Genomic DNA, 25,393 nt, shown 5'->3' on the forward strand with positions numbered 1-25,393 from the left:
ATTCTGTAGAATAAAAAAATCAAAGGGCTGAAATATTACAAAAAAAGCCCAAAACTACTGGAGACGAAATGAACACCATCAAAGCTGCAGCACTCGTATTGCTGGGCGCCAGCCTGGCCGCCCCCTTCCAGGCCCATGCAGAAAGCACCAAAATGTGTATTTTTGATATTGCTGGTCGCAGTGGGCCTGCCTTTGCACAGGCAAAAGATTACGCAATCGCCGCCAAAGCATGGGGGGTAAACATTGAGCTGGAAGCGTATGTCGATGAACGCCTGGCTGCCGAAGATTTCAAAACTGGCAAATGCGATGCTGCCGCAATTTCCACCTTGCGTGGGCGCCAGTTCAACAAGTTTGTGGGCAGTGTAGATTCAATCGGTGCGGTACCCACCTACAAGCACTTGCGCACCGTGATCGACTTGTTAAGCAATCCGAAACTGAATGACAAAATGACCTCGGGCCTGTTTGAAGTGGCCGGTATTTTGCCCATTGGTGCCGCGTATGTGATGGTGAACGACAGGGCAATTAATTCAGTAGAAAAAGCGGCGGGTAAAAAAATTGCGGTACTGGACTACGACAAGTCGCAAGCAAAAATGGTGCAGCAATTGGGTGCACAACCGGTTGCCAGCGAAGTGATCAACTTCGGCACCAAGTTCAACAATGGCCAGGTGGACATTATTGCCGCGCCCGCAATTGCCTATCAACCGTTGGAGTTGTACAAAGGGATTGGCAGCAAGGGCGGCATTTACCGTTTTCCATTGGTGCAGCTAACCGCCAATATTTTGATTCGCAAAGACAAGTTTCCAGAAGGATATGGGCAAAAATCTCGCGAATGGGTTCAAAAACAGTTTGAGCGCGCCATTGCATTGGTAGACACTTCTGAGAAAGCAGTGCCCGCTGCCGCCTGGCTGGACATTCCCGAGACTGATCGTGCCAAGTACGATGTGCTGATGCGTGAATCCAGAATTCAAATGACGGCAGACGGGTTTTATGACCCCGAAATGATGAAAATTCTGAAGCGAATTCGTTGCAGGCTGGATGGCAGCCTGGGCGAGTGTGCGGACAAGCGGGAACTTTAATCCCGCTGTGCTTTACACCAAACCATGCGCCTGTTCATCGGCATGGTATGAACTGCGCACCATGGCACCCACCGCTGCGTGGGTGAAGCCCATTTCATAGGCTTTTTCTTCAAACATTTTAAACACATCGGGGTGCACGTACCTGCGCACAGGCAGGTGGTGGCCCGAGGGGGCCAGATACTGGCCAATCGTGATCATGTCCACTTGGTGTTCGCGCATGTCGCGCATCACTTGCAGAATTTCTTCGTCGGTTTCACCAAGCCCAACCATGATGCCGCTTTTGGTGGGCGTGTCGGGGTGGGCTTTTTTGAAGTCTTGCAAAAGCTTTAACGAATGTTTGTAGTCCGAACCGGGGCGGGCTTCCTTGTACAGGCGCTCGGTGGTTTCCAGGTTGTGGTTCATCACGTCGGGCGGGGCGGCATTGAGAATGCCAAGCGCACGGTCCAGGCGACCACGGAAATCAGGCACCAGAATTTCAATTTTGGTGTTGGGCGACAGTTCACGGGTTTTCTCAATACAGGCCACAAAATGGCCGGCGCCACCGTCGCGCAGGTCGTCGCGGTCTACGCTGGTAATGACCACGTAGTTCAGGCGCAATGCGGCAATGGTTTTCGCCAAATTCAGGGGTTCGTTTTCATCCAGCGGGTCGGGGCGGCCATGGCCCACGTCGCAGAAGGGGCAACGGCGGGTGCACTTGTCGCCCATGATCATGAAGGTGGCGGTGCCTTTGCCAAAACATTCACCGATGTTGGGGCAAGACGCTTCTTCGCACACAGTGTGCAACTTGTGCTCGCGCAGAATTTCCTTGATTTCGTAGAAACGGGTGGAAGGCGAGCCTGCTTTTACACGAATCCAGCTGGGCTTTTTCAGTTGCTCCACCGGCACAATTTTGATGGGAATGCGGGCTGTTTTCGCGGCTGCTTTCTGTTTGACGGTCGGATCGCTCACCGCGCTCAGTTCTTTGGCAACGGCTGACTTTTCATTGATCTCGGACACGTTTTTGCTCCCTGGCCATAGGGTGAATTGGCCGTTTGTTTACTTTGACACCGCGGATCGCGCAGCCTCAAGGTGTTGAATCAGGTATTTCATCAGATGCACTTGCATCTCAGAAGGTGAAATTTTAACACCAATCGTGGCCAAGTCCACTGTTTCCAAACCCGCGTAACCACAAGGGTTTATTTGCTGAAACGGTGTCAAATCCATGTTCACATTCAATGACAGGCCGTGATAACTACAGCCCTTGCGGATCTTGATGCCCAAGGCTGCTATTTTGGCCAACGCGCCGTTGTGAAATGTGTACACACCGGGCGCACCTGGTTTGCGTTGGGCATCTGCCACACCCACTGCGACCAAGGCGTCAATAATGCTTTGTTCAAGCAGTTGGACGTACTCGCGCACCTTCAGGCCAAAGCGGCGAAGGTCCAGCAACGGATAAATTACGATTTGCCCGGGGCCATGATAGGTAATTTGGCCGCCGCGGTCGGTATTCACCAAAGGGATGTTGTTGCGCTGCAACATGTGGGCAGGGTCACCTGCAAGGCCCAAAGTGAATACAGGGGGGTGTTCACAAATCCAGATCTCGTCGCTAAGCTGTTCTGAACGGGCGTCTGTGAAATTTCGCATGGCTTCCCAGGTGGGCAAATAGTCCACCAAGCCCAGTTCCCGAATTTGAAGTGGTACTCCAACTTGCGGGGTGTTGGGTTGCGGCTTGCTTTCTTGTTGGTGGATCATGTAGGCATATTTCCGATTTTCACAATTTTTGCAATCGAGTTCATCATGTCGTCAGAGCCCATTGAATGGTTTGATATTCCCAGCGTCCTCGGACGCCGGGCTGCTTCCATTCTTGGATTGTCCAAGGTACCCATTGTGGAACTGGATGAATCGCACCGCCCGTTAATTCTTGCACACTTGCTGGCCTTGGACGAAACCGATCGCCGTTTGCGCTTCAGTTATGCGCTGGGCGACGCTGCAATTGCCAAGTACGCTGCCAGTCTTGATTTTGAACGCGATTCCGTATTCGGTATTTTCGGACGGGACGATGTATTGCTGGGCGTTGTGCACCTGGCTGAACTGAATTCGTCTGCAGACAGCACTGCCCCCAAAGGCGCCGAGCTGGGTTTGTCGCTGGACGCCAATATGCGCGGCCATGGCTTGGGAACTTTGTTGTTTCAGCGGGCTTTGCGCCGTGCGCGCAATGAAGGCATTGAAATGCTGTTCATATACACCCTGATGGACAACGAGGCCATGCTGCGCATTGCGCACAAGCTGAACATGCGGGTGAGCAATGCCGACGGCCAATGCGAAGCCCACTTGCGGGTGGAACCCGCCAGCACCAGTTCGGTGGTGCGTGAATTTGTAGATGAACACCTTGCCGACATTGACCATTTGTTCAAGGGCTCGCTGAATCAGTTCAAGAAGTGGGCTGAAGAGTTTTAATTTAATCGACCAAATGCCCTGTGCGCACAAGAATGGTACAACCGGGTTTGCTGAATGGTGTGTGCGCACTGGCATGCGGGCTACGTAACCACGTGCCAGCTGGGTAGTCGCCATGCTCGTCTGAAAACACACCCTCAAGCACGAAAATTTCTTCGCCACCCATGTGCCGGTGCATGTTGAAATAGGTGCCAGGCGCCCACTTCACCAAGGCGGTGTGGCGAGTCTCGAAGCTGTCCAACGGCATTACCTTCAACCCCGGTACCAAGCCCTGCCGCCATTCGGCCGTGTTGGTGTTGATCACCACTGGGGTTTGATCCTCTGAACGCATGTGGCGCAGCTTGACCAGAATGGTGCAGCCTTCAGTGGATTTGGGTGAATGTTTGGTCCCCACCGGGTTCTTTACAAAGGTGCCAGCCGGGTAAGCACCAAACTCGTCTTCGAACGTGCCTTCCAGCACGAAGAATTCTTCGCCGCCACCGTGCTCGTGTTCAGGAAACGTGCAGCATGCGTCGTAACGAACAATCGATGTAAGGCGAGCCACTTCATCACCATCGCGTTCCAGCGGCTTGCGCCAAACCCCAGGGGCTGGGGACTGTACCCATTCCACTTCGTTGCTGTTGACGACTGCGCGTTGGGAGAGATCGGCGTTGAGTTTCATGGTGCTGCTTGTTGTGTACTGCAAAGGTTTGATTTTACCGCAAAGTTCGGCCGCTGGTTTTTTAACCCGATCGGCTTGGGTTCCGATCTCTCGCTGCTCTTTAATGTCCCACTCGGCGCGAATTTCAATCTCTCGCCTGAAAACCTGTATTTCCCTTTTTGAGATTCACCCTGACTCACCTCGCTCGGCAAAAAGGCGGGCCGAGTCTCGGTGCCGGCCGATGGCCGACCGTGGCGGGTGAATTCAAACGGGCAGGTTTTCTTGAAGGCGAGGCGATCGAAACACCGCCGCCGATTGGGCTTTTGAGCCAGCGGCGAGATGCGCGGTGATGGAGAGACTCTGGCGCCGGTGACTTAGAGCTGAACTTGCAAGTGGTCGCACGATGACCGGTCAGAAAACTTGCCGGCTTGGCACGCCGAGACAAACGATCGCGCCCGGCGCGAAAGCCAAGACCCGACCGTTACTTTTGGAGGGCTTGGCTTAGTGCAGGCTCAAGCTGACAAGACGATATGCCAAGTTTTCGGGCAGCGGTGACCCTTCAAGTTCAGATCAAAAGTCGCTCACACTGAATTGCGCAAGAAACCGCAACAGTGCCCCTTCACATTCAGCGAAAAAGTCACGCCTCACATCGACCTGCGATACTTCCCACCCACTTCAAACAGCGCCTGCGTAATCTGCCCCAGCGAGCAAACCCGCACGGCATCCACCAGTACCTCAAACACATTGCCACCATCCATGGCTGTTTGCTTCAAGCGCTCCAGCATGGCGGCGCTTTCTGCTGAATGCCGCTGCTGGAAATCCGCAAGGCGATCCAGTTGACTCAACTTTTCCTCCTCGGTAGCACGGGCAAGCTCCAGCGAATTCAAGGAATCGGCGTTCTCATTCGGATTGGTGAAGGTGTTCACACCCACAATCGGCAATGTTCCGTCGTGCTTCTGAATTTCATAATGCATCGACTCTTCCTGAATTTTGCTGCGCTGGTAACCCGTTTCCATGGCACCCAACACACCACCGCGTTCGCTGATGCGGTCTAGTTCATCCAACACAGCGTTTTCAACCAGCTCGGTCAGCTCATCAATAATGAATGCGCCCTGGCTTGAGTTTTCATTTTTCGCCAAACCCCATTCCTTGTTGATAATCAACTGAATGGCCATGGCACGGCGCACGCTTTCCTCGGTGGGTGTGGTTACAGCTTCATCATAGGCATTGGTGTGCAAGCTATTGCAGTTGTCATAAACCGCAATAAGCGCTTGCAAGGTGGTTCGAATGTCGTTGAACGCAATTTCCTGTGCGTGCAAACTGCGACCACTGGTTTGAATGTGGTACTTCAACTTCTGGCTGCGGTCGCTGGCGCCGTAACGGTCGCGCATGGCGATGGCCCAAATGCGGCGCGCCACGCGGCCCAACACGGTGTACTCCGGGTCCATGCCGTTGGAAAAGAAGAAGCTTAAGTTGGGCGCGAAATCGTCAATGCTCATGCCACGCGCCAGATAAGCCTCAACAAATGTAAAGCCGTTGCTCAGCGTAAAGGCCAGTTGTGAAATCGGATTGGCTCCGGCTTCGGCAATGTGATAACCACTGATCGACACACTGTAGAAGTTGCGCACTTCATGGTCGATGAAATACTGCTGAATGTCGCCCATCACACGCAGGCTGAATTCGGTCGAGAAGATGCAGGTGTTCTGGCCCTGATCTTCTTTCAGAATGTCAGCTTGCACTGTGCCGCGCACCGCTTTCAAAGTAGCAGCCTTGATGTTCGCGTATTCATCTGCATTCGGCGCGCGCTTGTTCTCAGCCGTAAACTTGTCCACTTGCTGGTCAATTGCTGTGTTCAGGAACATGGCCAAAATGCTGGGTGCAGGGCCATTAATCGTCATTGACACACTGGTGCTGGGTGCACACAAATCGAAACCGCTGTACAACACTTTCATGTCGTCAAGTGTGGCCACGCTCACGCCACTGGTGCCCACTTTGCCGTAAATATCGGGGCGTAAATCGGGGTCGAAACCATACAAAGTTACCGAATCAAATGCAGTGGACAAGCGCTTGGCGTCGCTCGCGCTGCTCAGCATTTTAAAACGGCGGTTGGTGCGCGCTGGGTCGCCTTCACCAGCGAACATGCGGGTGGGGTCTTCGCCCTCTCGCTTCACGGGGAATACGCCCGCGGTGAACGGGAAGTAACCGGGCAGGTTTTCAAGCATCACGAACTTCAACAAGTCAGCACGGCTGGTGAACTTCGGCAAACTGACCCGGTTGATTTTTAAACCGCAAAGGGATGTGACCGTTAGCGGTGCCTGCAAGGCTTTGCCGCGCACCTCGTAAGTCAGCGTGTCGCCTTGGTAGCCTTCGGCCAATTTGGAATAATCTTTCATGGCCTTTTGAGCAGCCATGCTGATGCGGGTGTTGGTCAGCTCAACAATGTCGTCCAGTGCTTCAACTGCTTTGGTTTTGTCAGGCTTGTGGGCCAGCAACAAAGCCTGCGCACGCTCCATGCATTCCAGGTCGTACATCGAGGCCACGTCTTTCTGAACCTGCGCCTTGTAGCTGCGCACAGCCTGCGCAATTTCGGCCAGGTAACGCACACGCTCAGAGGGCACCACCGCCTTCATGGTGGTGGAGTGTTTGGTGTCAACCGCGTTGAAAAGCCCTTTGGAAGGCTTGGCAATGGGCAAGGCTGCACGCAATGCTTTGTACAGGGCACTGACACCATCGTCGTTAAAGCGGCTGGCCAAGGTGCCATACACAGGCATGGTGTCGGGCATGCTGGTAAACGCCATGCGGTTGCGCTGCACTTGCTTGCACACATCGCGCAGGGCATCAAGCGCGCCCTTGCGGTCGAATTTGTTCACCGCCACGAAATCGGCGAAGTCGAGCATGTCGATTTTCTCGAGCTGGCTGGCGGCGCCGTACTCAGGCGTCATCACATACAGGCTGAAATCCACATGCGGCACAATGGCGGCATCGCCCTGGCCAATACCGGGGGTTTCAATCAGCACCACATCAAAACCCGTGGCGCGGCACAGCGCAATAATGTCGGGCAGGGTGGCGGGCACTTCCTGCGCGGAATCGCGGGTGGCCAGGGAACGCATGAACACCTTGGGACCATTGCCAGCCCAAGGGCCAATTGCATTCATTCGAATTCGGTCGCCCAGCAAAGCGCCACCGGTTTTGCGGCGGGATGGGTCTACGCAGACCACGCCAATGGTCAGGTCGTCGCCGTGGTCCATGCGCAGGCGGCGAATCAACTCATCGGTCAGGCTCGATTTACCCGCACCACCCGTGCCAGTAATACCCAACACGGGAGTTTTGCTGGCTTTGGCTTGTTCGCGAATGGCTTCAAGATCTGCGGCAGGTACTTCGTCGCGCTCCAAGCGGGTAATCAGCTGGGTGAGCAGGGGCCAATTGTTGGCCAAGGCCTGAATGCCAGCCGATGTGCAAGTCACCTCGGCTTTTTTGCGGGCGTCGCGCACTTGTGCAGCACGGGCGATCATGTCACCGATCATGCCTTCCAGGCCCATTTTCTGGCCGTCTTGCGGGCTGTAAATGCGGTTCACGCCATAGGCCTGAAGCGCCTCAATCTCGGACGGCAAAATAACCCCGCCACCGCCGCCAAACACCTGGATGTGACCGGCGTTGTTGGCCTTCAGTTCGTCAACCATGTACTTAAAGAATTCGTTGTGCCCGCCTTGATAGGAGCTTACGGCCAGGCCGTCGGCGTCTTCCTGAATGGCGGCATCGACCAGTTCCTGAACAGAACGGTTGTGACCCAGATGAATAACTTCAGCACCTTGGCTTTGCAACAAGCGGCGAATCATGTTGATCGCGGCATCGTGTCCGTCGAACAGCGACGAGCCGGTTACAAAACGCAGGGGCGTGCCTTTGGTGTCAGTGAGGGGTTTTCCCACCTCGCCGGTGCTGCTTTTCATTCGTATCTCCTGGATGTTTGCGGTTGTTTTCCACCGCTCGTTTGAATCTTGATTCTAACCTATCCATGCGCCACGCGTAGCACGCAACCAATCCAAAAAAACTCAAAAGCAGAACACTGGAGATGACCCAGTAAGTCAACGGGACCCCATAAACAGTGATCCCGAGCCGGGGAATGAACAGCACCACGCTGAGGATCAAGGCGATCCAAACAACCAGCAAACGCCAGGTAATTCGCTTAACCTGCCGCCAATACTCGGTTTCAAGTGGGGTGGGTTGCGGGTTTTTCATGGTGTTGGCCTAGGCCACAAACTGAGGTTTGAAGCGATAAACAGCCAAAGTGCTGCGCAAATTGCCCAGAAACTCAACGGGCTCGCCGTTCAAAAAAAGTTGTTTGCCCAGTACTTTATGTCCGATTTGAGCAACCAGCGCTTCGAAGTCTTTGGGGGTGCACAAATGGATATTGGGTGTGTTGTACCACTGGTAGGGCATTTGCTTGGACACAGGCATACGACCCAAAGCAATCGACCACACATGGTACCAATGGCCAAAGTTGGGGAAGCTGACAATGCCTTCCTTGCCCACCCGTGCGATCTCTTTCAGGATTCGCTCAGTGTTGTGCATGGCTTGCAGGGTTTGCGACAAAATGACCACGTCAAAGGCATGGTCCTCGAACATGGCCAAGCCTTTTTCAAGGTCTTGCTGAATCACATTGATGCCGTTGCCCACACTGCGCTGCACATTGATGTCATCAATTTCAACACCATAGCCAGTGGCTTTGCGGGTTTTCATTAGGCGGGCCAGAAAAGAACCGTCGCCACAACCCAAATCAAGCACACGCGCGCCCATGGGCACCCAGCTTTCAATCAAGTCCAGATCGGCCCTTGGCACCACAATGGGCAAGGGTTGTACATCTTGTCGAACCGCGTGCAGGGTTTTCATGCAAGCTCCTTGGCAATGCGCTCAAAGTAGCCACGCACCACGTTGTGGTAGCGCTCATCGGTCAGCAAAAAAGCATCGTGGCCATGCGGTGCGTCAATTTCAGCGTAGGTCACATCGCGCTGGTTGGCCATCAGGGCCTCCACAATTTCGCGGGTGCGTTCAGGGGCAAATCGCCAGTCGGTGGTGAAACTGACCAGCAAAAATTTGGCTTTGGCGGCCTCAAGTGCCTTGACCAGATCGCCGCCGGTGTGGCGTGCCGGGTCGAAATAATCGAGCGCCTTGGTAATTAACAAGTAAGTATTGGCATCGAAGTAATCGGCAAATTTGTCACCCTGGTAGCGCAGGTAACTTTCTACTTGAAAATCGACTTCGAGCCCATAGTTGTAGTCGCCGTTGCGCAGGGTGCGGCCAAACTTTTCGGCCATGTCGTCACCACTCAAGTACGTGATGTGACCAATCATGCGGGCCAGGCGCAAACCCCGCTTGGGTACCACGCTGTGCTCGTAGTAGTTGCCACCATGAAAATCGGGGTCGGTGACAATGGCCTGGCGAGCCACTTCGTTGAATGCAATGTTTTGCGCGCTCAGCTTGGGTGTAGACGCAACCACCATGCAATGGCCAACACGGTCGGGGTAACTCAGGCTCCACTGCAAGGCTTGCATACCACCCAGGCTGCCGCCCATCACCGCTGCAAATTTCTGAATTCCGAAATAATCCGCCAGGCGCACCTGCGCATTCACCCAGTCTTGTACGGTCACAAACGGGAAATCAGCACCGTAAGGTTTTCCGGTTTGCGGATTCATGCTGCTGGGGCCAGTCGAACCAAAACACGAGCCCAGGTTGTTCACGCCGATCACAAAAAAGCGGTTGGTGTCCAAGGGCTTTCCGGGGCCCACCATATTGTCCCACCAGCCTTCGCTTTTTTCCTGCCCTTCATAAAGGCCCGCCACGTGATGGGAAGCATTAAGCGCATGGCACACCAACACAGCATTGCTGTTGTCGGCATTCAAGGTGCCATAGGTTTCCACCATCAGCGAATAGCTGGGCAAAGACTTTCCGCACTCCAGCAAAAGCGGTGCAGTGAATTCAATAAGTTCGGACTTTACGAAGCCCACGGACTGGTTGGCAAACACAATTCGGCGTTTCTTAGGTTGGATTGTTGGTTTTCGCAAGCCTTTGAGTATAAATCGCAAACTGGCTTTGACGGTGCTTTGAGTGCGGGCTTGGGCGCCCAGTGGGCACCTGGTTTTCCTTAATCGTCGTGCAACTGGCGCATCAATGCATCAATTTTTTCAATATCGAAGCTGCGTGTTACCTTTTTCACCAGTTTTTGAGTGGCCTCAAAATCGGTTTTCAAGAGCAGTTCTTTCACATCCAGCAACTGCGAAAGATGCATTGAATATTGGGTCAAGCCCATGCCCAGCAACAAGCGGGTCAAGCGTATATCGCCTGCCATTTCGCCACAAACACTGACCGGGACCCCTGCTTTTTCTGCGCTCGAGATTACCTCGTACACCAGCCGAAGTACCGCCGGGTGAAGTGGGTCGTAGAGATGCGCCACCTGGTGATCAACCCGGTCCACAGCCAATGTGTACTGAATCAGGTCGTTGGTACCGATCGACACATAATCCAGATACTTCAGGAAATGTGGCAGGCTGAGTGCAGCCGCAGGCACTTCGATCATGCCACCAATGGGCACGGCCTGATTGGCCTGAAAACGCCGCTCGAGCAATTGCTCACGCGCCATGTCGATGTAGGCCAATGCCTGCTTGGTTTCCCGAATATTGGTGAGCATGGGCAACAAAATTTTTATCGGCCCGTGCTTGGCTGCCCGCAACAATGCGCGTATTTGAGTCAGAAAGATGGCGGGCTCGGAAAGGCTGAATCGAATAGACCGAAGACCCAGCGCAGAGGTACTGGATACGGGCGGCGCGCTACTGTTGGCACCATCAAACTGCAAGGTTTTGTCGGCGCCCAAATCCAGCGTGCGAACCGTCACCGGTTTGCCTTTCATGGCCTTGATGACCTTGCGGTACGCTTCGTACTGCTCGTCCTCCGAAGGCCATTCTTTGCGATTCATGAACAGAAATTCGGAGCGAAACAAGCCCACGCCGTCTGCGCCAGCGTCCACAACGCCTTTGATGTCTTCAGGCAACTCAATATTGGCCAGCAACTCGATGCGGCGTCCACATTGCGTACGCGCTTCCGTGGTGATCAGACGCTTTAAGCGTTGACGGGAAAGCGCCAGTATTGCCTGTTTGCGCTGGTATTCCTCCACCACCATGGTCGCGGGGTCCAGAAACACGGCCCCCACTTTGCCATCCACCACCACCAGGTCACCGTTGTGCACATACTCCAAAGCACGCGGCACCCCCACCACTGCAGGAATGCCCAAGCTGCGCGCGACAATGGCAGTGTGGGAGGTCGCACCACCCATTTCTGTCACGAATGCGCCCACCCGGCGACCCTTTAACTGCACCATGTCGGCCGGGGAAATATCGTGCGCAACAATCAGCCAAGGGTCTTCGTTTTCGCCTTCGGGTGGCAATGGCAGCGCGGTAGCATGGCCGCGCAAAGACTTTAATACCCGTTCAACCACTTGCCGAACATCGCTGTTGCGCTCACGGAAGTAGTCGTCTTCAATGGCAGAGAACTGCTCCAGCAGCACTTCCATTTGCTCGATCAACGCCCATTCCGCATTGATCAGTTTGCTTTGAATCAGGTTCTTGGGTTCTTCCGACAGAATCGGGTCGGCCAGAATAAGGCTGTGCAAATTCAGAAAAGCATCAAACTCAGCCGGGGAGTCTGCCGCAATTTGACTGCGGATTTCAACCAGTTCATCAGCCACTCGCTTAATGGCATTGTCGAACCTTTTCTTCTCGAAGCGAACCGACTTTTTCTCGATGCGATTGCGGGGTATATCCCGCATGGCCGTGTCCCACACCAGGGCGCGGCTGACTGCAATGCCTCGTGAAACTGCGATGCCATGCAAGGCCAGGGTCATGGTTTACTCGCCTTCGCCAAATTTGTCATCAATCAAAGCCACCAGTGCAGCAATGGCCTCGGTTTCGTCACTGCCTTCAGCTTCCAGCAATACGTTGTGCCCTTTGCCTGCGGCCAGCATCATGACACCCATGATGCTTTTCGCATTCACGCGGCGACCGGCTTTGCCGATCCACACTTCTGACTGAAAACGGCTGGCGGTTTGGGTCAGTTTGACTGACGCGCGCGCATGCAGGCCCAATTTATTGCTGATGGTCATTTCTTGCTGAATCATCGTTTTTCGCCGGGTTAAAGGTTTGACGTTGTGGCGCCGTGGCACCAGTGCTTACGATACCGTTTCGGCCACCCATGACCAATCGCTCAGCCACTTCGTTGATGGGCAAATCCCGAAAACCAAGGGCACGCAGTACCATCGGCAAGTTACACCCAGACACCAACACGGTCGGCAGGTTGAGCGACTCGACACCGGCACGCACTGCCGCGTTGGAAGGCGTTGCACCAAACAGGTCGGTTAAAAACACCACACCGTCACCGGCATGCACTTGCCTGGCGGCAGCTTGAATGCGTTGCACGGACTGCTCGATGTCTTCATCGCCCGGTACGTCCACCACAGCCAGCCCATCGGGCAAAGAGCCCATGACGTGCCTCACGCACTGGGCAATTGCATCTCCCAAGGGGGCGTGAGTAACCAGCACGAGCCCCAGCATCAGTGGGTCTCCTTCAAGGCAGTTTCAACAGCTTGCACAAAGGTGTCTGCCACCGGAAAACCGGTTTGATCCATGATCTCGCGAAAGCACGTTGGACTGGTCACATTCACCTCGGTGAGGTTTTGACCAATAATGTCCAAACCCACCAGCAACAAACCACGCTTTTTAAGTTCAGGCCCCAGTGTTCGGGCAATGTGCCAGTCACTTTCGCTCAGGGGCTGGGCCCGGCCTGTACCGCCGGCAGCCAGGTTGCCACGGTGCTCTCCTTCTTTGGGCAAGCGCGCCAGACAATACGGCACTGGCTCGCCATTAATCAGCAACACACGCTTGTCACCGTCTGCAATTTCGGGAATGTAGCGCTGAATCATGGCGGTTTTTTTGCCGTAATCAGTCAGTGTTTCCAGAATAACGCCCACATTCTGGTCGCCTTTTTTAAGACGAAAAATGGAGGTGCCGCCCATGCCGTCCAGGGGTTTGGCGATGGCATCGGGGTGTTGCTCCAGAAAACTGCGAAGCTGAGCAGCGTTGCGCGACACCAGCGTGGGCACCACGAACTGCTCAAACTGGGCAATGGTGAATTTTTCATTGTGATCACGAATGGCGCGCGGGCTGTTGAACACACGTGCGCCTTCGCGCTCACCTTGCTCGAGCAGCCAGGTAGCCGTTACAAACTCGGCATCAAAAGGCGGGTCTTTGCGCATGATGATTGCATCGAGATCTTTCAAGGCCACTTCTTCGCGGCCCACTTCCGAATACCAGGGTTTGTTGGCCCGATCAAGGCTTATCCACACCACCTGCGCCCGCACACCCGAACCACTGGCCCAATGCATGCCGCCATCTTCGATCACACCCACCTTCCAGCCATGGGACTGTGCAGACTCCATCATGGCAATGGTTGAATCCTTTTTTGGATTCAGGCTGGTGAGCGGATCAATGACACACACAAAGCTTCGGCTGCTCATGCGGCCAACTCCACGCTGGCGGTGGCCTCCAGTTCTTGCGACGCAGCCAAGGCCGCCAGCCGGCCGATTACACCATAGGCATAAAAGCGGTTCATGGCCGCATCGGGGCGGTCACTGCAATCTGGGGTGTTACAGGGTGTTTCGAATGCCAGGGGCACAAAGTGCATGCCGGGCGCATTCAGGTTTTCGTCACGGCCACGGCCTGTGTGCACGCGGTAAAAACCGCCGACCACATAACGGTCGATCATGTACACCACGGGTTCGGCGACCGCATCTTCGATATTCTCAAATGTGTGTACGCCTTCCTGAATGATCACATCAGACACTTGCATGCCTTCTTTGATCACCGACATTTTGTTGCGCTGCTTGCGATTCAGACCCACCACTTCAGAGGCATCTTTCACGGTCATGATTCCCATGCCGTAAGTACCCGCATCGGCTTTCACCACCACATAGGGCTGCTCATCAATGCCGTATTCCGCATATTTCAAGCGCGTTTTGGCCAATACTTCATCCACGGCTTGCGCCAAGGCTTCCTCGCCCACACGTTCCTGAAAATTAAGCTGGTTGCGGTGGGTGAAATAGGGGTTGATCAACCAAGGGTCAATTTCAAGCATTTCAGAGAATGCTTCCACCACAGAATCGTAGGCCTTGAAGTGGGCACTTTTGCGGCGGGTTGCCCAGCCGGCATGAAGCGGGGGCAACAAGATTTGATCTTTGATGCCTTGAAGAATATGCGGCACGCCCGCAGACAGGTCGTTGTTCAACAGCACTGCGCAAGGCTCCAGGTCTTCTACACCAACCCGGTTGCCATTGCGCTTCAAAGGCTCCAGCACAATGTGCTGGCCATCGGGCAAATCAAAGCGCGTGGGCTCGGTGATTTCAGGCGACACAGAGCCCAACCGGATGTCCAGACCCGTTTGTTTCAGAATGGCGGCCAGGCGAGCCACATTCGTCAGATAGAAGGTGTTGCGGGTGTGGTTTTCAGGAACCAACACCATGCTGCGTGCTTCTGGGCAAATTTTTTCGATGGCACTCATGGCCGCCTGGATAGCCAATGGCATCATGTCGGGCGACAAATTATTGAACCCACCAGGAAACAGATTGGTGTCGACCGGCGCCAGCTTGAAGCCCGCATTGCGAACGTCCACTGAACTGTAGAAAGGCGGAGTGTTCTCGTTCCAGGCCATTCGGAACCACCGTTCGATTTCGGTGGTTTTGTCGAGCATGCGTTTTTCAAGATCCAGAAGCGGACCGGTTAAAGCTGTTACTAAATGTGGAACCATCAACATTTCCTGGGTAAGACACTTCGCCAAGTGTAATCCAAAACGCTGCACTGCCACATTGGGGAAGGGAAATCGGGGGTGAAGCAAAAAAGGCACCCGAAGGTGCCTTTGAATCAGCCCTTTACCCCGGGCTGAAGGAATCCACCGAAGTGGAGAGTGTGCTTACTTGCTGTAGGCTGTTTCACCGTGTGAAGTGATGTCCAGACCTTCGCGCTCGGCATCTTCAGTTACACGCAGACCCACGATCAGGTCAACCAACTTGAAGGTAACTGCAGCCACGATGCCAGACCAGACGATGGTGATGATCACGCCCTTGGCTTGTACAGCCAGCTGGGAAGCGATCACGAAGTCGTCACCCATGGTGCCGCCCAAGCTAGGTGCAGACAACACACCCACCATCAAGGCACCCAGGATACCGCCCACGCCGTGCACGCCGAATACGTCAAGCGCATCGTCTGCACCCATCATTTTCTTCAGACCAGTTACACCCCACAGGCAGATTGGGCCGGCCATCAAGCCAAGGATAAGCGCGCCCATTGGGCCGATTGTGCCGCAAGCCGGTGTAATTGCAACCAAACCACCAACTGCACCAGACGCAGCGCCCAGCATGGAGGCCTTGCCTTTCAGCAGCGCTTCAGCGCCTGCCCAGCTCAGTGTTGCAGCTGCTGTGGCCAACAATGTGTTGATGAAGGCTAGTGTTGTACCGCCGTTGGCTTCCAGGTTTGAACCGGCGTTGAAGCCGAACCAACCCACCCACAGCATGGAGGCACCGACCATGGTCAATGTCAGGCTGTGTGGAGTCATTGCTTCTTTGCCGTAACCAACACGCTTGCCGATCATGTAGGCGCCCACCAAACCTGCCACAGCAGCGTTGATGTGAACCACAGTACCGCCGGCGAAGTCGATTGCGCCGTCTGCGAAGATAAAGCCAGCAGCGTCCCACACCATGTGTGCAATCGGGATGTAACTGAATGTGAACCAGATTGCGCAGAACAACAGCACCGCAGAGAACTTGATGCGCTCAGCGAATGCGCCCACGATCAGGGCACAGGTAATGGCCGCGAATGTGGACTGGAATGCGATGAAGATGAACTCAGGAATCATCACACCTTCAGTGAACGTGGCCGACAAGGAATCGGGCGTTACACCGCTCAGGAAGAGCTTGCTGAAGTTGCCTACAAACGGGTTGTCGCCACCGCCGAAGGTCAGGCTGTAGCCATAAATAGCCCACAACACAACGATCAAACAGAATACCGACATGACCTGCATGAGTACAGACAACATGTTCTTGGCACGAACCAAGCCGCCGTAGAACAAAGCCAAACCTGGAATTGTCATGAAAATCACCAAAATGGTGGCAATCATCATCCAGGTGATATCACCCTTGTCTACTGTTTGCTCAACAACCGGTGCGGCTTCTTCGGCTGGTGCAACTTCAGCAGCAAGTGCTGCCGCGGGAGCTAAATCCATTGGAGCAGCCATTGTTTCAGTGGCTTCGGTGGCAGGTGCCGCCGGGGTTTCTTGCGCAAACACACCGGGACTAGCAACACTGAAGCTCAGTGCCGCGGCCGCCAGCCAGACAGTCAGAAGTTTTTTCATGATTTCCTCACTTCTCTCTGGTTAAAGGGCGTCTTTACCGGTTTCGCCTGTGCGAATACGGGTAACACTCAACAAATCAAACACGAAAATTTTGCCGTCACCGATCTTGCCGGTCTTGGCTGCACCTTCAATGGCTTCGCAAGCCTGATCAACCAGGCTGTCATCCACTGCGGCTTCAATTTTCACTTTGGGCAAAAAGTCGACAACATACTCGGCACCGCGATACAACTCGGTGTGACCTTTCTGGCGACCAAAACCTTTCACTTCGGTAACCGTAATGCCTTGTACGCCGATGGCAGACAGCGCTTCACGGACTTCATCGAGTTTGAAAGGCTTAATGACTGCTGAAATTAGCTTCATTACGCACTCCTGAATTAAGTTTGAAGAGGGTGGAAACAGCGCCCTCTTCAGAGCGCTGTCTGGATACGATTTAGAACGTTTTACCAACAGAGAAAACAAGCACGCCATCGGTGTTGTTCTTGCCTTTTGGCTTGATGTCTGTGTCAACGTAGGTCAAGCCCAAGTCAAAGCCAGAGTAGGCATAGGTCAAACCAATGCTGTAGTCATCGTAATCGGCATCGCCGTTGCCAGGACCTTCAACACTTGTTGTACCGTAGTGAAGCGCCAAGCCGAGGTCGTCGGTAATTGAATAGTCGTAGTTCAGGTACGCGTATGTCGAGCCGTCCGCATCAGTAAAACCGAAATAATCTTTGGACAAGGAATAGGCACCACCCAAAGTGAAACCGTACGCGCCAACGCTACCGTATAGCTCAAGGGTATCTAAGTTGTCTGTTTTTTCAGCGCCAGTGTAGAGATACTGAAGCAGACCAACATCATAGGAAATCCCGGACGCTTCGCCAGCGTAACCAAGGTAAACATCTGTCTCCAAGCCGCCAGCATCCAGGCCGAAGAACGGCTGAAAGTCGATACTTGAATTCCAGACACCCGCGTAAAGGCCGCTTGAGTGGCCGTAATCAAAACCACCTTGCAAAGCCAGCTCACCGTCCGTCTGGGAAACACCACGGAAGCGGTAGTCAGTGACCATACTCACGTTTGCAGACATTGTGTGCTCAGACTCTTGAGCAGAGACAGTTGAAACAGCCCCGAAGGTTGACGCAGCGATTGCAGCGACCATTACTAATTTTTTCATCTCACTCTCCTAAAAATAGATGAATGCCGTAAAGTTTTTTTGGCAAGGGTCTATTAGCGAGAAGCGTGCCAGCCGTGAACTCGTCAGTAATTTCGCGATAAATCCCCCTTTTTCGGGCACAATAGCGATGCAATTTTTTGAATTTTTCACTGCGGCACCAATTTGGTGCACTCCTTTGGTGCGATGCACGACTACTCTTTTGGGGGAAACATTGGCGAACAATCCTTTCGACACCATTGCGGCCAAAGTTGGTGATTTGCTGAATGCAAAAGGTCTTCAAAACATGGAAAACCCAGTCACACAGTTGATTCGCCAGGGTTTGCAGGACATGGAATTTGTCAGCCTGGAGGATTTTGAAATCCAAAAGGAAGTGCTGAACCGGCTACGCGAAAAGGTGCATGCACTGGAAATGCGCGTGGCCGAACTCGAAAAGCGGACCTGACCCCACTGGGTGACCTCAATATGAGCACCCATTTGCCAAACGAAGCGGTGTGGGGATAATCGTCGGGGTTTGACTGCGCCCCCAACCATGCCTTTAGCCACCCTTCACAGCCTCACCTTTGTGGGCGTGCGCCCTGTTGCAGTACAAATTGAAGTCCATTTGTCGGCGGGCTTGCCTTCATTTGCACTGGTTGGTCTGCCCGACACGGAAATTCGCGAGTCCAAAGAACGGGTTCGGTCTGCGCTGCTCAACAGCGGCTTCGAATTTCCCTCCCAACGCATTACCGTCAACCTGGCGCCCGCCGATCTTCCCAAAGGCAGTGCCGCATTCGACTTGGCTGTGGCGTTGGGTATTGCCAGCGCATCGGGGCAACTGGCCAAGGCCGATCTTTCCGACTGGCTGTTCGCCGGAGAGTTGTCGCTATCAGGCGCACTCACCGGCATGCGCAGCCCGTTTGCACTGGCGGTGGCAGCGCGAAAAGAAGCGCAATTGCGCCAACGCCCCTTGAAATTAATGATGCCCAAAGCACAGGCCAGCCTTGCTGCAACGGTGCCTGACATTGCGGTGTTTGGTGCAAGCACTTTGTTTGAGGCAGCTGCGCATTTGGTTGGGCATGGCAATCCGCTTGAGCAACAACACGGCAGTGTACAAAGCAGTCAAAGTCAGCCGCATTTTCCTGACATGGCCGAGGTCATTGGGCATCAAACGGCAAAACATGCGCTACTGACCGCCACCGCAGGTCAGCACCACATTCGCTTGGTGGGGCCTCCCGGAAGTGGAAAATCCATGCTGGCACAGCGTGTTGGTGGGCTGATGCCGCCCTTGCCTTTCGAGGACTCGCTTGAAATTTCGGCCATTCGAAGCTTGAAAGGCGAAAGCGATTTACTCAGCCCGCAGCGCCCTTTCCGCAACCCGCACCCCAGCAGCTCAATGGCAGCCCTGATTGGCGGGGGAAACCCGCCCTCTCCGGGAGAAATTACCCTGGCGCACCAGGGCATTTTATTCACGGATGAAGTGCTGGAATTTGATCGCCGTTGCCTGGAGTCGTTGCGTGAGCCCCTGGAAACAGGGCGGGTCAATATTTCCAGATCGGGCCACCAAGCCAGTTTCCCGGCCAGGTTTCTGTGGGTGTGTGCACACAACCCCTGCCCATGCGGCTGGTTGGGTCACCCGGCCAGAGAATGCCGCTGCACCCCAGACCAGGTTCGGAAATATCAAAACAAGCTTTCTGGCCCCTTGGCCGATCGGCTTGATATTTCAGTGGAGGTGCAGGCCATTGACCACGGTACACTGCTGCACGCAGAAGTAGAGCACAACGAACAGGCTGGCAGTGCACGGCTACGTGCCCAGGTTGAAAAGGCCCGCGCAATTCAACTTCAACGCCAAGGTTGCTTGAATGGTGAAATGAGTGCCGGGCAAATCAGCAAGCATTGCAAACCGGCCAACAGCGCGGAAAAACTATTGCTGGCCTATGCCCAGAAAAACCACCTTTCCGCACGGGCGTTGCACCGAATTTGCCGAGTGGCCAGAACGCTTGCGGACCTGGATGAGGTCAGTCAAATCGATAAAAAACACATTGCCACAGCCATTCAGTACCGCAGGGCGCTGGCTGGCGAGTCAAGCAGCCAGTCGCCAGTGACCCATACACCGTAAGCCATGCTCAACCCCCGCGTTGTTGCTCTGCTCCGAATGGGATCAGATGACTGACCTTGCGGCCGGGTCGCGCATACCAAACCCAGCTGCACAACTGCATGACCCACAAAATGGCCAGGGAAATCCGCATGGCATCGGTGCTGCTGAGCCCCAATGCCGCAAATGTATCAATACCAATACCAATGCCCCATTGAATGCTGAAAGCACCAATGAAGATCAACAAATTCAACGCCGTGCTGGAGCGACCGGTGAGTTTTTTTGGAAATGGTTTGTTACAAGTTGCGTAGGTCATGATGCCTGACGAAATCAGGAATGCATGAATCAGCCAACCCCACAGGCCCGATTGTGCCCCCTGCACAATTTGAACCGCAAAGATCACCAGCGACAACCCCATGCCAATCAGCATGATCTGGTCTTCATCACCCCCTGCCTTCGACACCCGACGCGTTAAAAAACCAAGCGCCAAATACCCAAGCATGAGCACCGCGGAAATCCAGAACATGTTTTGTGCAGCCTGCGCATTGCTCACCCCGATCACGTTGGTAAACCAGGGGCCAACCCACAAACCATGAAACGCCATGAATCCGCCTTGCGTAATCATGGCCAGGGGTGCCACACGCCAAAAGTGCGGGTGCGCATAAATGGCTTTGTAGCCTTGGGCCATGTCAGCAACGGACTGGGTTTTTTGCGGCTTGAACAGCGAAGGCAATGCAAACCACAAGGCCAAACCTGCCAATACACACAGCACTGCTGCCACACCAAACACACCGCGCCAACCCAAAGCGGGCAAAGCCGCCTCGACGGGGGTTGTGACGGTAAGCGCACCCAATGAACCAGCCACCAGCATCCATGAAGACAGACTGGCCTGCATGTGCGGTCGAAAGTACAGCGAGTAGGCTTTCACCGCCGCCATCAAGCAGGCTGACACACCCACGCCAATCAATGCACGGCCCAACCACAGTACCAAGTAGGAGTCTGCCACTGCAAAAAGCAAGGCACCCAAGGCAGCAAAACCAATGAGTACCGCTTCTACGCGCCGGGGACCATAGCGGTCGAGCATCACGCCTACGGGCAACTGCATGATGGCAAACGAGAGGAAATAGGCCGAGGCCAAAAAACCCAACTGCCCCGCAGTCAATCCCAGTTCCTGAACCAAAGGCTGGGCGATCACCGCATTGATGGCCCGAAACGCATAGGACATGACGTAGGCCACAGCGAATATGATGAACACGCGCATGGCCAGGCCACCGCTGACATACATATGCTCAACGCCATCGGGGCCTATTTCATGTGACACGTCTTGAGGGTTGTACCGCATTACTGCCCCAACAGCGAAAATCCGCCAAACCATGAAGTGACCGAATCAGGATTGGCCGCCTCGCCGGGACCCATCATCATTACCTGGTACAGAATTCCCTGGTGCTCAAAAAAACGGGCTTGCGCAAAAGCAGTTTCACCGTTTGGCAAAGTGCCTTTGATTGACATTTCATGCACAGTTTTACCCAGCCATTGAATCGGTTTCAGATCCGGTTGGCCTGCGGAAATATTGTTGGCCACCGCTTGTGCCAACGCATCGCGCAACACACCGCCTTGCGCTACCAACTCACCCTGCAAAGGCACGGTGCCAACCGCAAAGTACAAACCTTCAACCTGCGCAGCATGCAAAGTCAACGGCACCTTCAGGCCAATCAGGTCCATGGTCCGTGTGACTTGTGCAGGCTTGTCAGGAAAGGTGGCCATGTAGCCTATGTCGGTATTGGGCACCACGCGCCAGTTGAACTGGGGCGAGCAAGCGACCAGGGCGCATAATGCAAACAAGGTGACAAAAATTGCGCGGCTTTGAGCAAAGGCTTTATTCATGAGACGCTTTAAGGCGAAAATTAGGCAGGTGCTCCATTGTAGGGGCACTTCATGCAGATCAATAGCAGTGATAACCAGAGTGTGAACAGAATGGGTATTGTGAAATTTAAATCCAAAGCAGCCGGCGACATTGTGATGTTCAAGTCCAACGCAGAGCAACTATTTCGAATTATGGGAATTGAGGCCAGCGAACGCGGCGTGATCGAGCCCCAGGACCTTGCACATGCGCATGCACAACTGGTTGCTGCTGTGAACATGGAGCGCATGGCCAAAGCCGAGAACCCGGTCAATGAAGACGAACTGACGGTGGAAGAGAAGATTGCCCTTAAAAACCATGTGGCTCTTGAGCAGCGCGCCTTCCCATTGCTGAAAATGCTGGAAGAGGCGCAAAAGAAGAATGTGGATGTGCACTGGGGATTCTAAAGAATCCCCCCTGATTTCTTCAGGCGTTCGCCGTGTCGCGGCGACGAACAGGCCCTGCGATTGCTTCAACCTGCAACTGGGTTTTCTTGCCCAGGCCGATTAAAAAGCCCAGTTCGGCGACTACAAACAAAGGGCCAATTGCCAAACCAATCACATCGTCCACAAACGCGGGTTTGCGCCCTTCGTAGTAGTGACCAACAAACTGGATAATCCAGCCCACCACAAAAATTCCCACGCCGGCACCCAACCAAGCCACTGTGCTTAACGTTGCGAAATGCCCTGCGGTCAACAACAAAGCGCCGTGAATAAAAAACATGGCCAGGCCGTAACTCAAGCTGAGCTTGAAATAAAACAGGCTGGACAGCAGAAACACCACCAAAGCTGGCGTTACCGCAATACCGGCCACATCGATCGACACACGCGACAAGAGAATAAGCACCGACAACACAATAATGGGCACGCCAATAAAGTGCGTGGCAATGTTGCGAGGGTCACGGTGGTAGGTGGCATACGTGGCCAGTTGGTCAACCAGGGTTCTCATGGCTTGTTCTCCTCGAAGCGGCAATTGCACTAAATATTTGATTTTGAGGGTATATGGTTACAAATCACACTCCAAAGGTCTGTCAATTGCCTGACATTTGATGCTAATTTAGTGGCAAAGGTGGAGACATTTACAAAACAACAATGCAAACACTCAATATTCAACACATTTTGAACCGCGGAAAGTGGTTTGCCAACCTGCCAAGTAACCTTCAACAGGCTTTGCTAAAACACGGTGCGCTGCGCCAGTTTCAAAACGGGCAACGCTTGTTCTCGAGGGGTGACTGTGCCGACGGGCTGTACGCAGTGCTCAGTGGTTCGGTTCAAATTGTAGGGGCCAGCAAACACGGCGCGGAAGACAAACACGTGATCTTGACTTTGATCGACCCGCCCGACTGGTTTGGGGAAATTTGCCTGTTTGACCGGCAACCCAGAACCCACGACGCCATGGCCGATGGACCGGCCACCGTGTTCCACGTTCGGCAAACATTGCTCGACCAACTCATTGCAGAGAACCCCAATTACTGGCGTGATTTTGGCCTGTTGCTGACTCAGAAAGTGCGTCTTATTTTTGGCGCGATTGAGGATGCGGCCCTGCTGCCCACCCACACACGACTGGCCCGCAGATTACTGCAAATGGCAGAGGGTTACGGTATACGCGCTGACAGCAACACAGTTAGCGCCCGAACTTTGCATGTGTCGCAGGAAAAACTGTCGGCCATGCTGTCAGTTTCCCGGCAGACCGTGAACCAAATGCTGAAAGAACTCGAAAATGACGGCTTGCTGCAACTGGGACGGGGCAATATTGAAATTTTGAACCTTGACGGTTTGAAACTAAAAGGCCAGGTGATATAGCTGCATCCAAAACCCGCCACCGGGTGTTCCCTCTCTGTCGACTTGTAATTTGACACCTGTTTTAAGCATCAACGACAGAGGGATTAAAAATGATATTCAAGAAAAAATTTGTGGCACTGGCTTTGTCCAGTTTGGTGTTGGGTGGTTGTTTTTCAGATGATGACAACCTGAACTTAAGTGCCGGTGATGTGTTCTTGCTGACAGACGCAAACCAGTTGGCGTCGCTCAACCGTGACAACCCCTCTCAGCTTAGAACCAGCACCCAGCTAAGTGGCTTCATGAGCAGCGGCGAAGTCGCCATTGGCATGGACTTCCGCCCTTTCAACGGTAAGCTGTACGTGGTCACCAAAGACGCCAGCGATGTGGGTCGGGCTTACACAGTCAACACAAGCACTGGCGCACTGACTTTTATTGCCACCTTGGTGGCTGACCCTGCAGACGACTCGCCAGGAAATGCCGCGTACGCCACTTTGTTGGGCGATAATTTTGGCGTCGACTTCAACCCGGCGGCTGACGCCTTGCGCGTTGTCAGCGATGCAGGTCAGAACCTGCGCATTTTTCTGGACAACGATCGCCGCGCTACAAAAACAGCGGGGCAAACCATTACCGATCTGGAAATCAATGGCGGCCCGGCCAATGCTGAAACCACTGGCGCGGCGTACACCAACTCGTTCGACGGCACCAGCGGCACTCGCTTGTTTGACATCGACACGGTGAACAGCCGCCTGGTACAACAAAATGCCAACCCTGGAACACTGACCGACATTGCGCCCCTGGGAGTGAGCGCAACAGCTGTTAACGGCTTTGACATCGATCCGGAAACCAACGTGGGTTATGCCCTGTTGACAGTTGGCGCTAGCAAAGGGTTGTACACGGTACGGATTCCTGACGCCGCAGAGACATTGCCCATTGCGACCAACGCAGCTGCGCTGCTTGGCAATGTGAACATCAGCGGCAATGTGATCGGACTCGCTCTTGAACTGAACAAAAATCCAACCGTAGTTGGTCTGAACGGTACATTGACCGCCCCCACGCTGTTCTCCTTCACGCTGCGCACACCAAACACCATTAGCACACCAGTTGCGGTGACTGGCCTGGCAGCGGGTGACCAATTGCTGGGCATTGATGTACGCCCAGCCACCGGCGAGTTGTACGGCTTTGTGCGCAACGGAACGAATGGCAAGTTGTACACCATCAATCCTGACACAGGTGCATCGACTTTGAAGTCGAGCCTGAGCAATGCCAACACCGCAGGTGCTGCGCTGGTATTTGATGCCGCAAAGGTTTACAGCATTGACTTCAACCCGGCTGCAGATCGTTTGCGACTGGTCAGCTCGGGCAATGGTGACGGCGAAAACTATCGCATCAATGTGGACACGGGTGCAACCATCGTTGAAAGAGATCAAACGGCTGCGCCGGGTGGAGACCCGGCAGGCGGAGATCTTAGATCAGACGCTGGTGCACCAACGCCAGCCGCAGTTGATTTCAGCGTGACGCAAATTGCGTATACCCGCAATTTCTCGTCGACCATTCGCCCAGCCCCATCCACAAGAATGTTTGATATTGATTCCGTTAACTCAACATTGTTGCAACAGCTACCACCCAACACCGGTTTGCTCAGGCAAATCGGCGCCGTTGGTGGTGGCGGTTTGAATAACTTTGCCGGCTTCGATGTGGTGGGTGGTGACGATGGTGCCCGTGTGATTGCAGGACGTATCGGTACGACTGGACCATACAGCCTGTTTGACATCAACTTGAGTACAGGTGCTGCGATGCCAGCTGGCGCCTTGATTGGTGCAGGTGCCACCAATCAAATCGGTGGCGGGACAGGGCCTGCCGATCTTCGTGACCTGGCGATTATTTACAACCAGCAGTAA

At 54.1% G+C, this 25,393-nt stretch carries 25 protein-coding genes; 7 read left to right on the forward strand and 18 right to left on the reverse strand.

What is annotated here, in order from left to right; translation table 11 throughout:
• Nucleotides 1-68: 68 nt before the first annotated feature.
• Nucleotides 69-1,076 carry a putative solute-binding protein gene (locus tag FRIGORI9N_RS07280; protein ID WP_159569135.1) on the forward strand — a complete coding sequence of 336 codons (1,008 nt, stop codon included), beginning with the start codon at nt 69-71 and terminating at the stop codon, nt 1,074-1,076.
• 12 nt (nt 1,077-1,088) lie between these two features.
• Here the strand turns inward: FRIGORI9N_RS07280 and lipA are convergent, their stop codons facing one another.
• Both lipA and lipB read right to left on the reverse strand, forming a co-directional pair.
• Nucleotides 1,089-2,072: a lipoyl synthase gene (gene lipA, locus FRIGORI9N_RS07285; RefSeq protein WP_159569136.1), complete on the reverse strand. Its 984-nt coding sequence runs from the start codon at nt 2,070-2,072 to the stop codon at nt 1,089-1,091.
• Between the two features lie 39 nt (nt 2,073-2,111).
• The gene (lipB, locus tag FRIGORI9N_RS07290) at nt 2,112-2,807 is read right to left on the reverse strand and encodes a lipoyl(octanoyl) transferase LipB (RefSeq protein WP_159569137.1); all 696 of its coding nucleotides are present in this window, start codon (nt 2,805-2,807) and stop codon (nt 2,112-2,114) included.
• Between the two features lie 45 nt (nt 2,808-2,852).
• Between lipB and FRIGORI9N_RS07295 the strand changes: the two genes are divergently transcribed.
• Entirely contained in the window at nt 2,853-3,512 is a 660-nt protein-coding gene (locus tag FRIGORI9N_RS07295; protein WP_159569138.1) for a GNAT family N-acetyltransferase, read from the forward strand.
• A gap of 1 nt (nt 3,513) precedes the next feature.
• On the opposite strand, the gene FRIGORI9N_RS07300 is transcribed toward FRIGORI9N_RS07295, so the two are convergent.
• The 13 genes from FRIGORI9N_RS07300 to FRIGORI9N_RS07360 form a co-directional block, all read right to left on the reverse strand.
• Complete coding sequence (locus FRIGORI9N_RS07300; RefSeq protein WP_159569139.1) at nt 3,514-4,170, reverse strand: cupin domain-containing protein; 657 nt, start codon at nt 4,168-4,170, stop codon at nt 3,514-3,516.
• A 623-nt stretch (nt 4,171-4,793) separates the two neighbouring features.
• Complete coding sequence (gene icmF / locus FRIGORI9N_RS07305; RefSeq protein WP_159569140.1) at nt 4,794-8,096, reverse strand: fused isobutyryl-CoA mutase/GTPase IcmF; 3,303 nt, start codon at nt 8,094-8,096, stop codon at nt 4,794-4,796.
• Nucleotides 8,056-8,385 (reverse strand): DUF4212 domain-containing protein, encoded by a 330-nt coding sequence (locus FRIGORI9N_RS07310; RefSeq protein WP_159569141.1) that lies wholly within the window; start codon nt 8,383-8,385, stop codon nt 8,056-8,058. The genes icmF and FRIGORI9N_RS07310 overlap by 41 nt, the downstream gene beginning before the upstream one ends.
• A 9-nt stretch (nt 8,386-8,394) precedes the next feature.
• Entirely contained in the window at nt 8,395-9,036 is a 642-nt protein-coding gene (gene metW / locus FRIGORI9N_RS07315) for a methionine biosynthesis protein MetW (RefSeq protein WP_159569142.1), read from the reverse strand.
• A complete protein-coding gene (locus FRIGORI9N_RS07320; RefSeq protein ID WP_159569143.1) occupies nt 9,033-10,169 on the reverse strand; it encodes a homoserine O-acetyltransferase in 1,137 nt (378 codons plus the stop codon). The genes metW and FRIGORI9N_RS07320 overlap by 4 nt, the downstream gene beginning before the upstream one ends.
• 119 nt (nt 10,170-10,288) lie before the next feature.
• Complete coding sequence (ptsP, locus tag FRIGORI9N_RS07325) at nt 10,289-12,040, reverse strand: phosphoenolpyruvate--protein phosphotransferase (protein ID WP_159569144.1); 1,752 nt, start codon at nt 12,038-12,040, stop codon at nt 10,289-10,291.
• 3 nt (nt 12,041-12,043) lie between these two features.
• Nucleotides 12,044-12,313: an HPr family phosphocarrier protein gene (locus tag FRIGORI9N_RS07330; protein ID WP_159569145.1), complete on the reverse strand. Its 270-nt coding sequence runs from the start codon at nt 12,311-12,313 to the stop codon at nt 12,044-12,046.
• Nucleotides 12,282-12,746, reverse strand: coding sequence for a PTS sugar transporter subunit IIA (locus FRIGORI9N_RS07335; protein WP_159569146.1), 465 nt, complete (start codon nt 12,744-12,746; stop codon nt 12,282-12,284). The genes FRIGORI9N_RS07330 and FRIGORI9N_RS07335 overlap by 32 nt, the downstream gene beginning before the upstream one ends.
• Nucleotides 12,746-13,708, reverse strand: a complete 963-nt coding sequence (gene gshB / locus FRIGORI9N_RS07340) for a glutathione synthase (protein ID WP_159569147.1) — start codon at nt 13,706-13,708, stop codon at nt 12,746-12,748. The genes FRIGORI9N_RS07335 and gshB overlap by 1 nt, the downstream gene beginning before the upstream one ends.
• The gene (gene gshA, locus FRIGORI9N_RS07345) at nt 13,705-14,994 is read right to left on the reverse strand and encodes a glutamate--cysteine ligase (RefSeq protein WP_159569148.1); all 1,290 of its coding nucleotides are present in this window, start codon (nt 14,992-14,994) and stop codon (nt 13,705-13,707) included. The genes gshB and gshA overlap by 4 nt, the downstream gene beginning before the upstream one ends.
• Before the next feature lie 162 nt (nt 14,995-15,156).
• Complete coding sequence (gene amt, locus FRIGORI9N_RS07350) at nt 15,157-16,593, reverse strand: ammonium transporter (RefSeq protein ID WP_159569149.1); 1,437 nt, start codon at nt 16,591-16,593, stop codon at nt 15,157-15,159.
• 21 nt (nt 16,594-16,614) lie between these two features.
• Complete coding sequence (locus FRIGORI9N_RS07355) at nt 16,615-16,953, reverse strand: P-II family nitrogen regulator (protein WP_159569150.1); 339 nt, start codon at nt 16,951-16,953, stop codon at nt 16,615-16,617.
• Between the two features lie 70 nt (nt 16,954-17,023).
• Nucleotides 17,024-17,743: a TorF family putative porin gene (locus FRIGORI9N_RS07360; protein ID WP_159569151.1), complete on the reverse strand. Its 720-nt coding sequence runs from the start codon at nt 17,741-17,743 to the stop codon at nt 17,024-17,026.
• Nucleotides 17,744-17,954: 211 nt separating this feature from the next.
• Here FRIGORI9N_RS07360 and FRIGORI9N_RS07365 point away from each other — a divergent pair, with 211 nt between their 5' ends.
• Both FRIGORI9N_RS07365 and FRIGORI9N_RS07370 read left to right on the forward strand, forming a co-directional pair.
• Complete coding sequence (locus tag FRIGORI9N_RS07365) at nt 17,955-18,185, forward strand: accessory factor UbiK family protein (RefSeq protein ID WP_159569152.1); 231 nt, start codon at nt 17,955-17,957, stop codon at nt 18,183-18,185.
• 87 nt (nt 18,186-18,272) lie between these two features.
• On the forward strand, nt 18,273-19,838 hold the full coding sequence (locus FRIGORI9N_RS07370; RefSeq protein WP_159569153.1) for a YifB family Mg chelatase-like AAA ATPase: 1,566 nt from the start codon (nt 18,273-18,275) through the stop codon (nt 19,836-19,838).
• A 7-nt stretch (nt 19,839-19,845) separates the two neighbouring features.
• Here the strand turns inward: FRIGORI9N_RS07370 and FRIGORI9N_RS07375 are convergent, their stop codons facing one another.
• Nucleotides 19,846-21,156, reverse strand: coding sequence for a nitrate/nitrite transporter (locus FRIGORI9N_RS07375; RefSeq protein WP_159569154.1), 1,311 nt, complete (start codon nt 21,154-21,156; stop codon nt 19,846-19,848).
• A complete protein-coding gene (locus FRIGORI9N_RS07380) occupies nt 21,156-21,698 on the reverse strand; it encodes a hypothetical protein (RefSeq protein WP_159569155.1) in 543 nt (180 codons plus the stop codon). The genes FRIGORI9N_RS07375 and FRIGORI9N_RS07380 overlap by 1 nt, the downstream gene beginning before the upstream one ends.
• Before the next feature lie 51 nt (nt 21,699-21,749).
• Here FRIGORI9N_RS07380 and FRIGORI9N_RS07385 point away from each other — a divergent pair, with 51 nt between their 5' ends.
• The gene (locus FRIGORI9N_RS07385; protein ID WP_159569156.1) at nt 21,750-22,121 is read left to right on the forward strand and encodes a DUF1840 domain-containing protein; all 372 of its coding nucleotides are present in this window, start codon (nt 21,750-21,752) and stop codon (nt 22,119-22,121) included.
• A 19-nt stretch (nt 22,122-22,140) separates the two neighbouring features.
• Here FRIGORI9N_RS07385 and FRIGORI9N_RS07390 read toward each other — a convergent pair whose 3' ends face one another.
• Nucleotides 22,141-22,662, reverse strand: coding sequence for a DUF962 domain-containing protein (locus tag FRIGORI9N_RS07390; RefSeq protein ID WP_159569157.1), 522 nt, complete (start codon nt 22,660-22,662; stop codon nt 22,141-22,143).
• Nucleotides 22,663-22,805: 143 nt separating this feature from the next.
• Between FRIGORI9N_RS07390 and FRIGORI9N_RS07395 the strand changes: the two genes are divergently transcribed.
• Entirely contained in the window at nt 22,806-23,516 is a 711-nt protein-coding gene (locus FRIGORI9N_RS07395) for a Crp/Fnr family transcriptional regulator (protein ID WP_159569158.1), read from the forward strand.
• Nucleotides 23,517-23,605: 89 nt separating this feature from the next.
• Nucleotides 23,606-25,393: a DUF4394 domain-containing protein gene (locus tag FRIGORI9N_RS07400; RefSeq protein ID WP_159569159.1), complete on the forward strand. Its 1,788-nt coding sequence runs from the start codon at nt 23,606-23,608 to the stop codon at nt 25,391-25,393.

The sequence above is a fragment of the Limnobacter sp. 130 genome, assembly GCF_902506325.1.
Classification (GTDB): domain Bacteria; phylum Pseudomonadota; class Gammaproteobacteria; order Burkholderiales; family Burkholderiaceae_B; genus Limnobacter.

Coding starts and splice junctions, on each gene's coding strand:
- FRIGORI9N_RS07280 (WP_159569135.1), top strand. CDS start 69: ATGAACACCATCAAAGCTGCAGCACTCGTATTGCTGGGCGCCAGCCTG.
- lipB (WP_159569137.1), bottom strand. CDS start 2,807: ATGATCCACCAACAAGAAAGCAAGCCGCAACCCAACACCCCGCAAGTT.
- FRIGORI9N_RS07295 (WP_159569138.1), top strand. CDS start 2,853: ATGTCGTCAGAGCCCATTGAATGGTTTGATATTCCCAGCGTCCTCGGA.
- FRIGORI9N_RS07300 (WP_159569139.1), bottom strand. CDS start 4,170: ATGAAACTCAACGCCGATCTCTCCCAACGCGCAGTCGTCAACAGCAAC.
- icmF (WP_159569140.1), bottom strand. CDS start 8,096: ATGAAAAGCAGCACCGGCGAGGTGGGAAAACCCCTCACTGACACCAAA.
- FRIGORI9N_RS07310 (WP_159569141.1), bottom strand. CDS start 8,385: ATGAAAAACCCGCAACCCACCCCACTTGAAACCGAGTATTGGCGGCAG.
- metW (WP_159569142.1), bottom strand. CDS start 9,036: ATGAAAACCCTGCACGCGGTTCGACAAGATGTACAACCCTTGCCCATT.
- ptsP (WP_159569144.1), bottom strand. CDS start 12,040: ATGACCCTGGCCTTGCATGGCATCGCAGTTTCACGAGGCATTGCAGTC.
- FRIGORI9N_RS07330 (WP_159569145.1), bottom strand. CDS start 12,313: ATGATTCAGCAAGAAATGACCATCAGCAATAAATTGGGCCTGCATGCG.
- FRIGORI9N_RS07335 (WP_159569146.1), bottom strand. CDS start 12,746: ATGCTGGGGCTCGTGCTGGTTACTCACGCCCCCTTGGGAGATGCAATT.
- gshB (WP_159569147.1), bottom strand. CDS start 13,708: ATGAGCAGCCGAAGCTTTGTGTGTGTCATTGATCCGCTCACCAGCCTG.
- gshA (WP_159569148.1), bottom strand. CDS start 14,994: ATGGTTCCACATTTAGTAACAGCTTTAACCGGTCCGCTTCTGGATCTT.
- amt (WP_159569149.1), bottom strand. CDS start 16,593: ATGAAAAAACTTCTGACTGTCTGGCTGGCGGCCGCGGCACTGAGCTTC.
- FRIGORI9N_RS07355 (WP_159569150.1), bottom strand. CDS start 16,953: ATGAAGCTAATTTCAGCAGTCATTAAGCCTTTCAAACTCGATGAAGTC.
- FRIGORI9N_RS07360 (WP_159569151.1), bottom strand. CDS start 17,743: ATGAAAAAATTAGTAATGGTCGCTGCAATCGCTGCGTCAACCTTCGGG.
- FRIGORI9N_RS07370 (WP_159569153.1), top strand. CDS start 18,273: ATGCCTTTAGCCACCCTTCACAGCCTCACCTTTGTGGGCGTGCGCCCT.
- FRIGORI9N_RS07375 (WP_159569154.1), bottom strand. CDS start 21,156: ATGCGGTACAACCCTCAAGACGTGTCACATGAAATAGGCCCCGATGGC.
- FRIGORI9N_RS07380 (WP_159569155.1), bottom strand. CDS start 21,698: ATGAATAAAGCCTTTGCTCAAAGCCGCGCAATTTTTGTCACCTTGTTT.
- FRIGORI9N_RS07385 (WP_159569156.1), top strand. CDS start 21,750: ATGCAGATCAATAGCAGTGATAACCAGAGTGTGAACAGAATGGGTATT.
- FRIGORI9N_RS07390 (WP_159569157.1), bottom strand. CDS start 22,662: ATGAGAACCCTGGTTGACCAACTGGCCACGTATGCCACCTACCACCGT.
- FRIGORI9N_RS07395 (WP_159569158.1), top strand. CDS start 22,806: ATGCAAACACTCAATATTCAACACATTTTGAACCGCGGAAAGTGGTTT.
- FRIGORI9N_RS07400 (WP_159569159.1), top strand. CDS start 23,606: ATGATATTCAAGAAAAAATTTGTGGCACTGGCTTTGTCCAGTTTGGTG.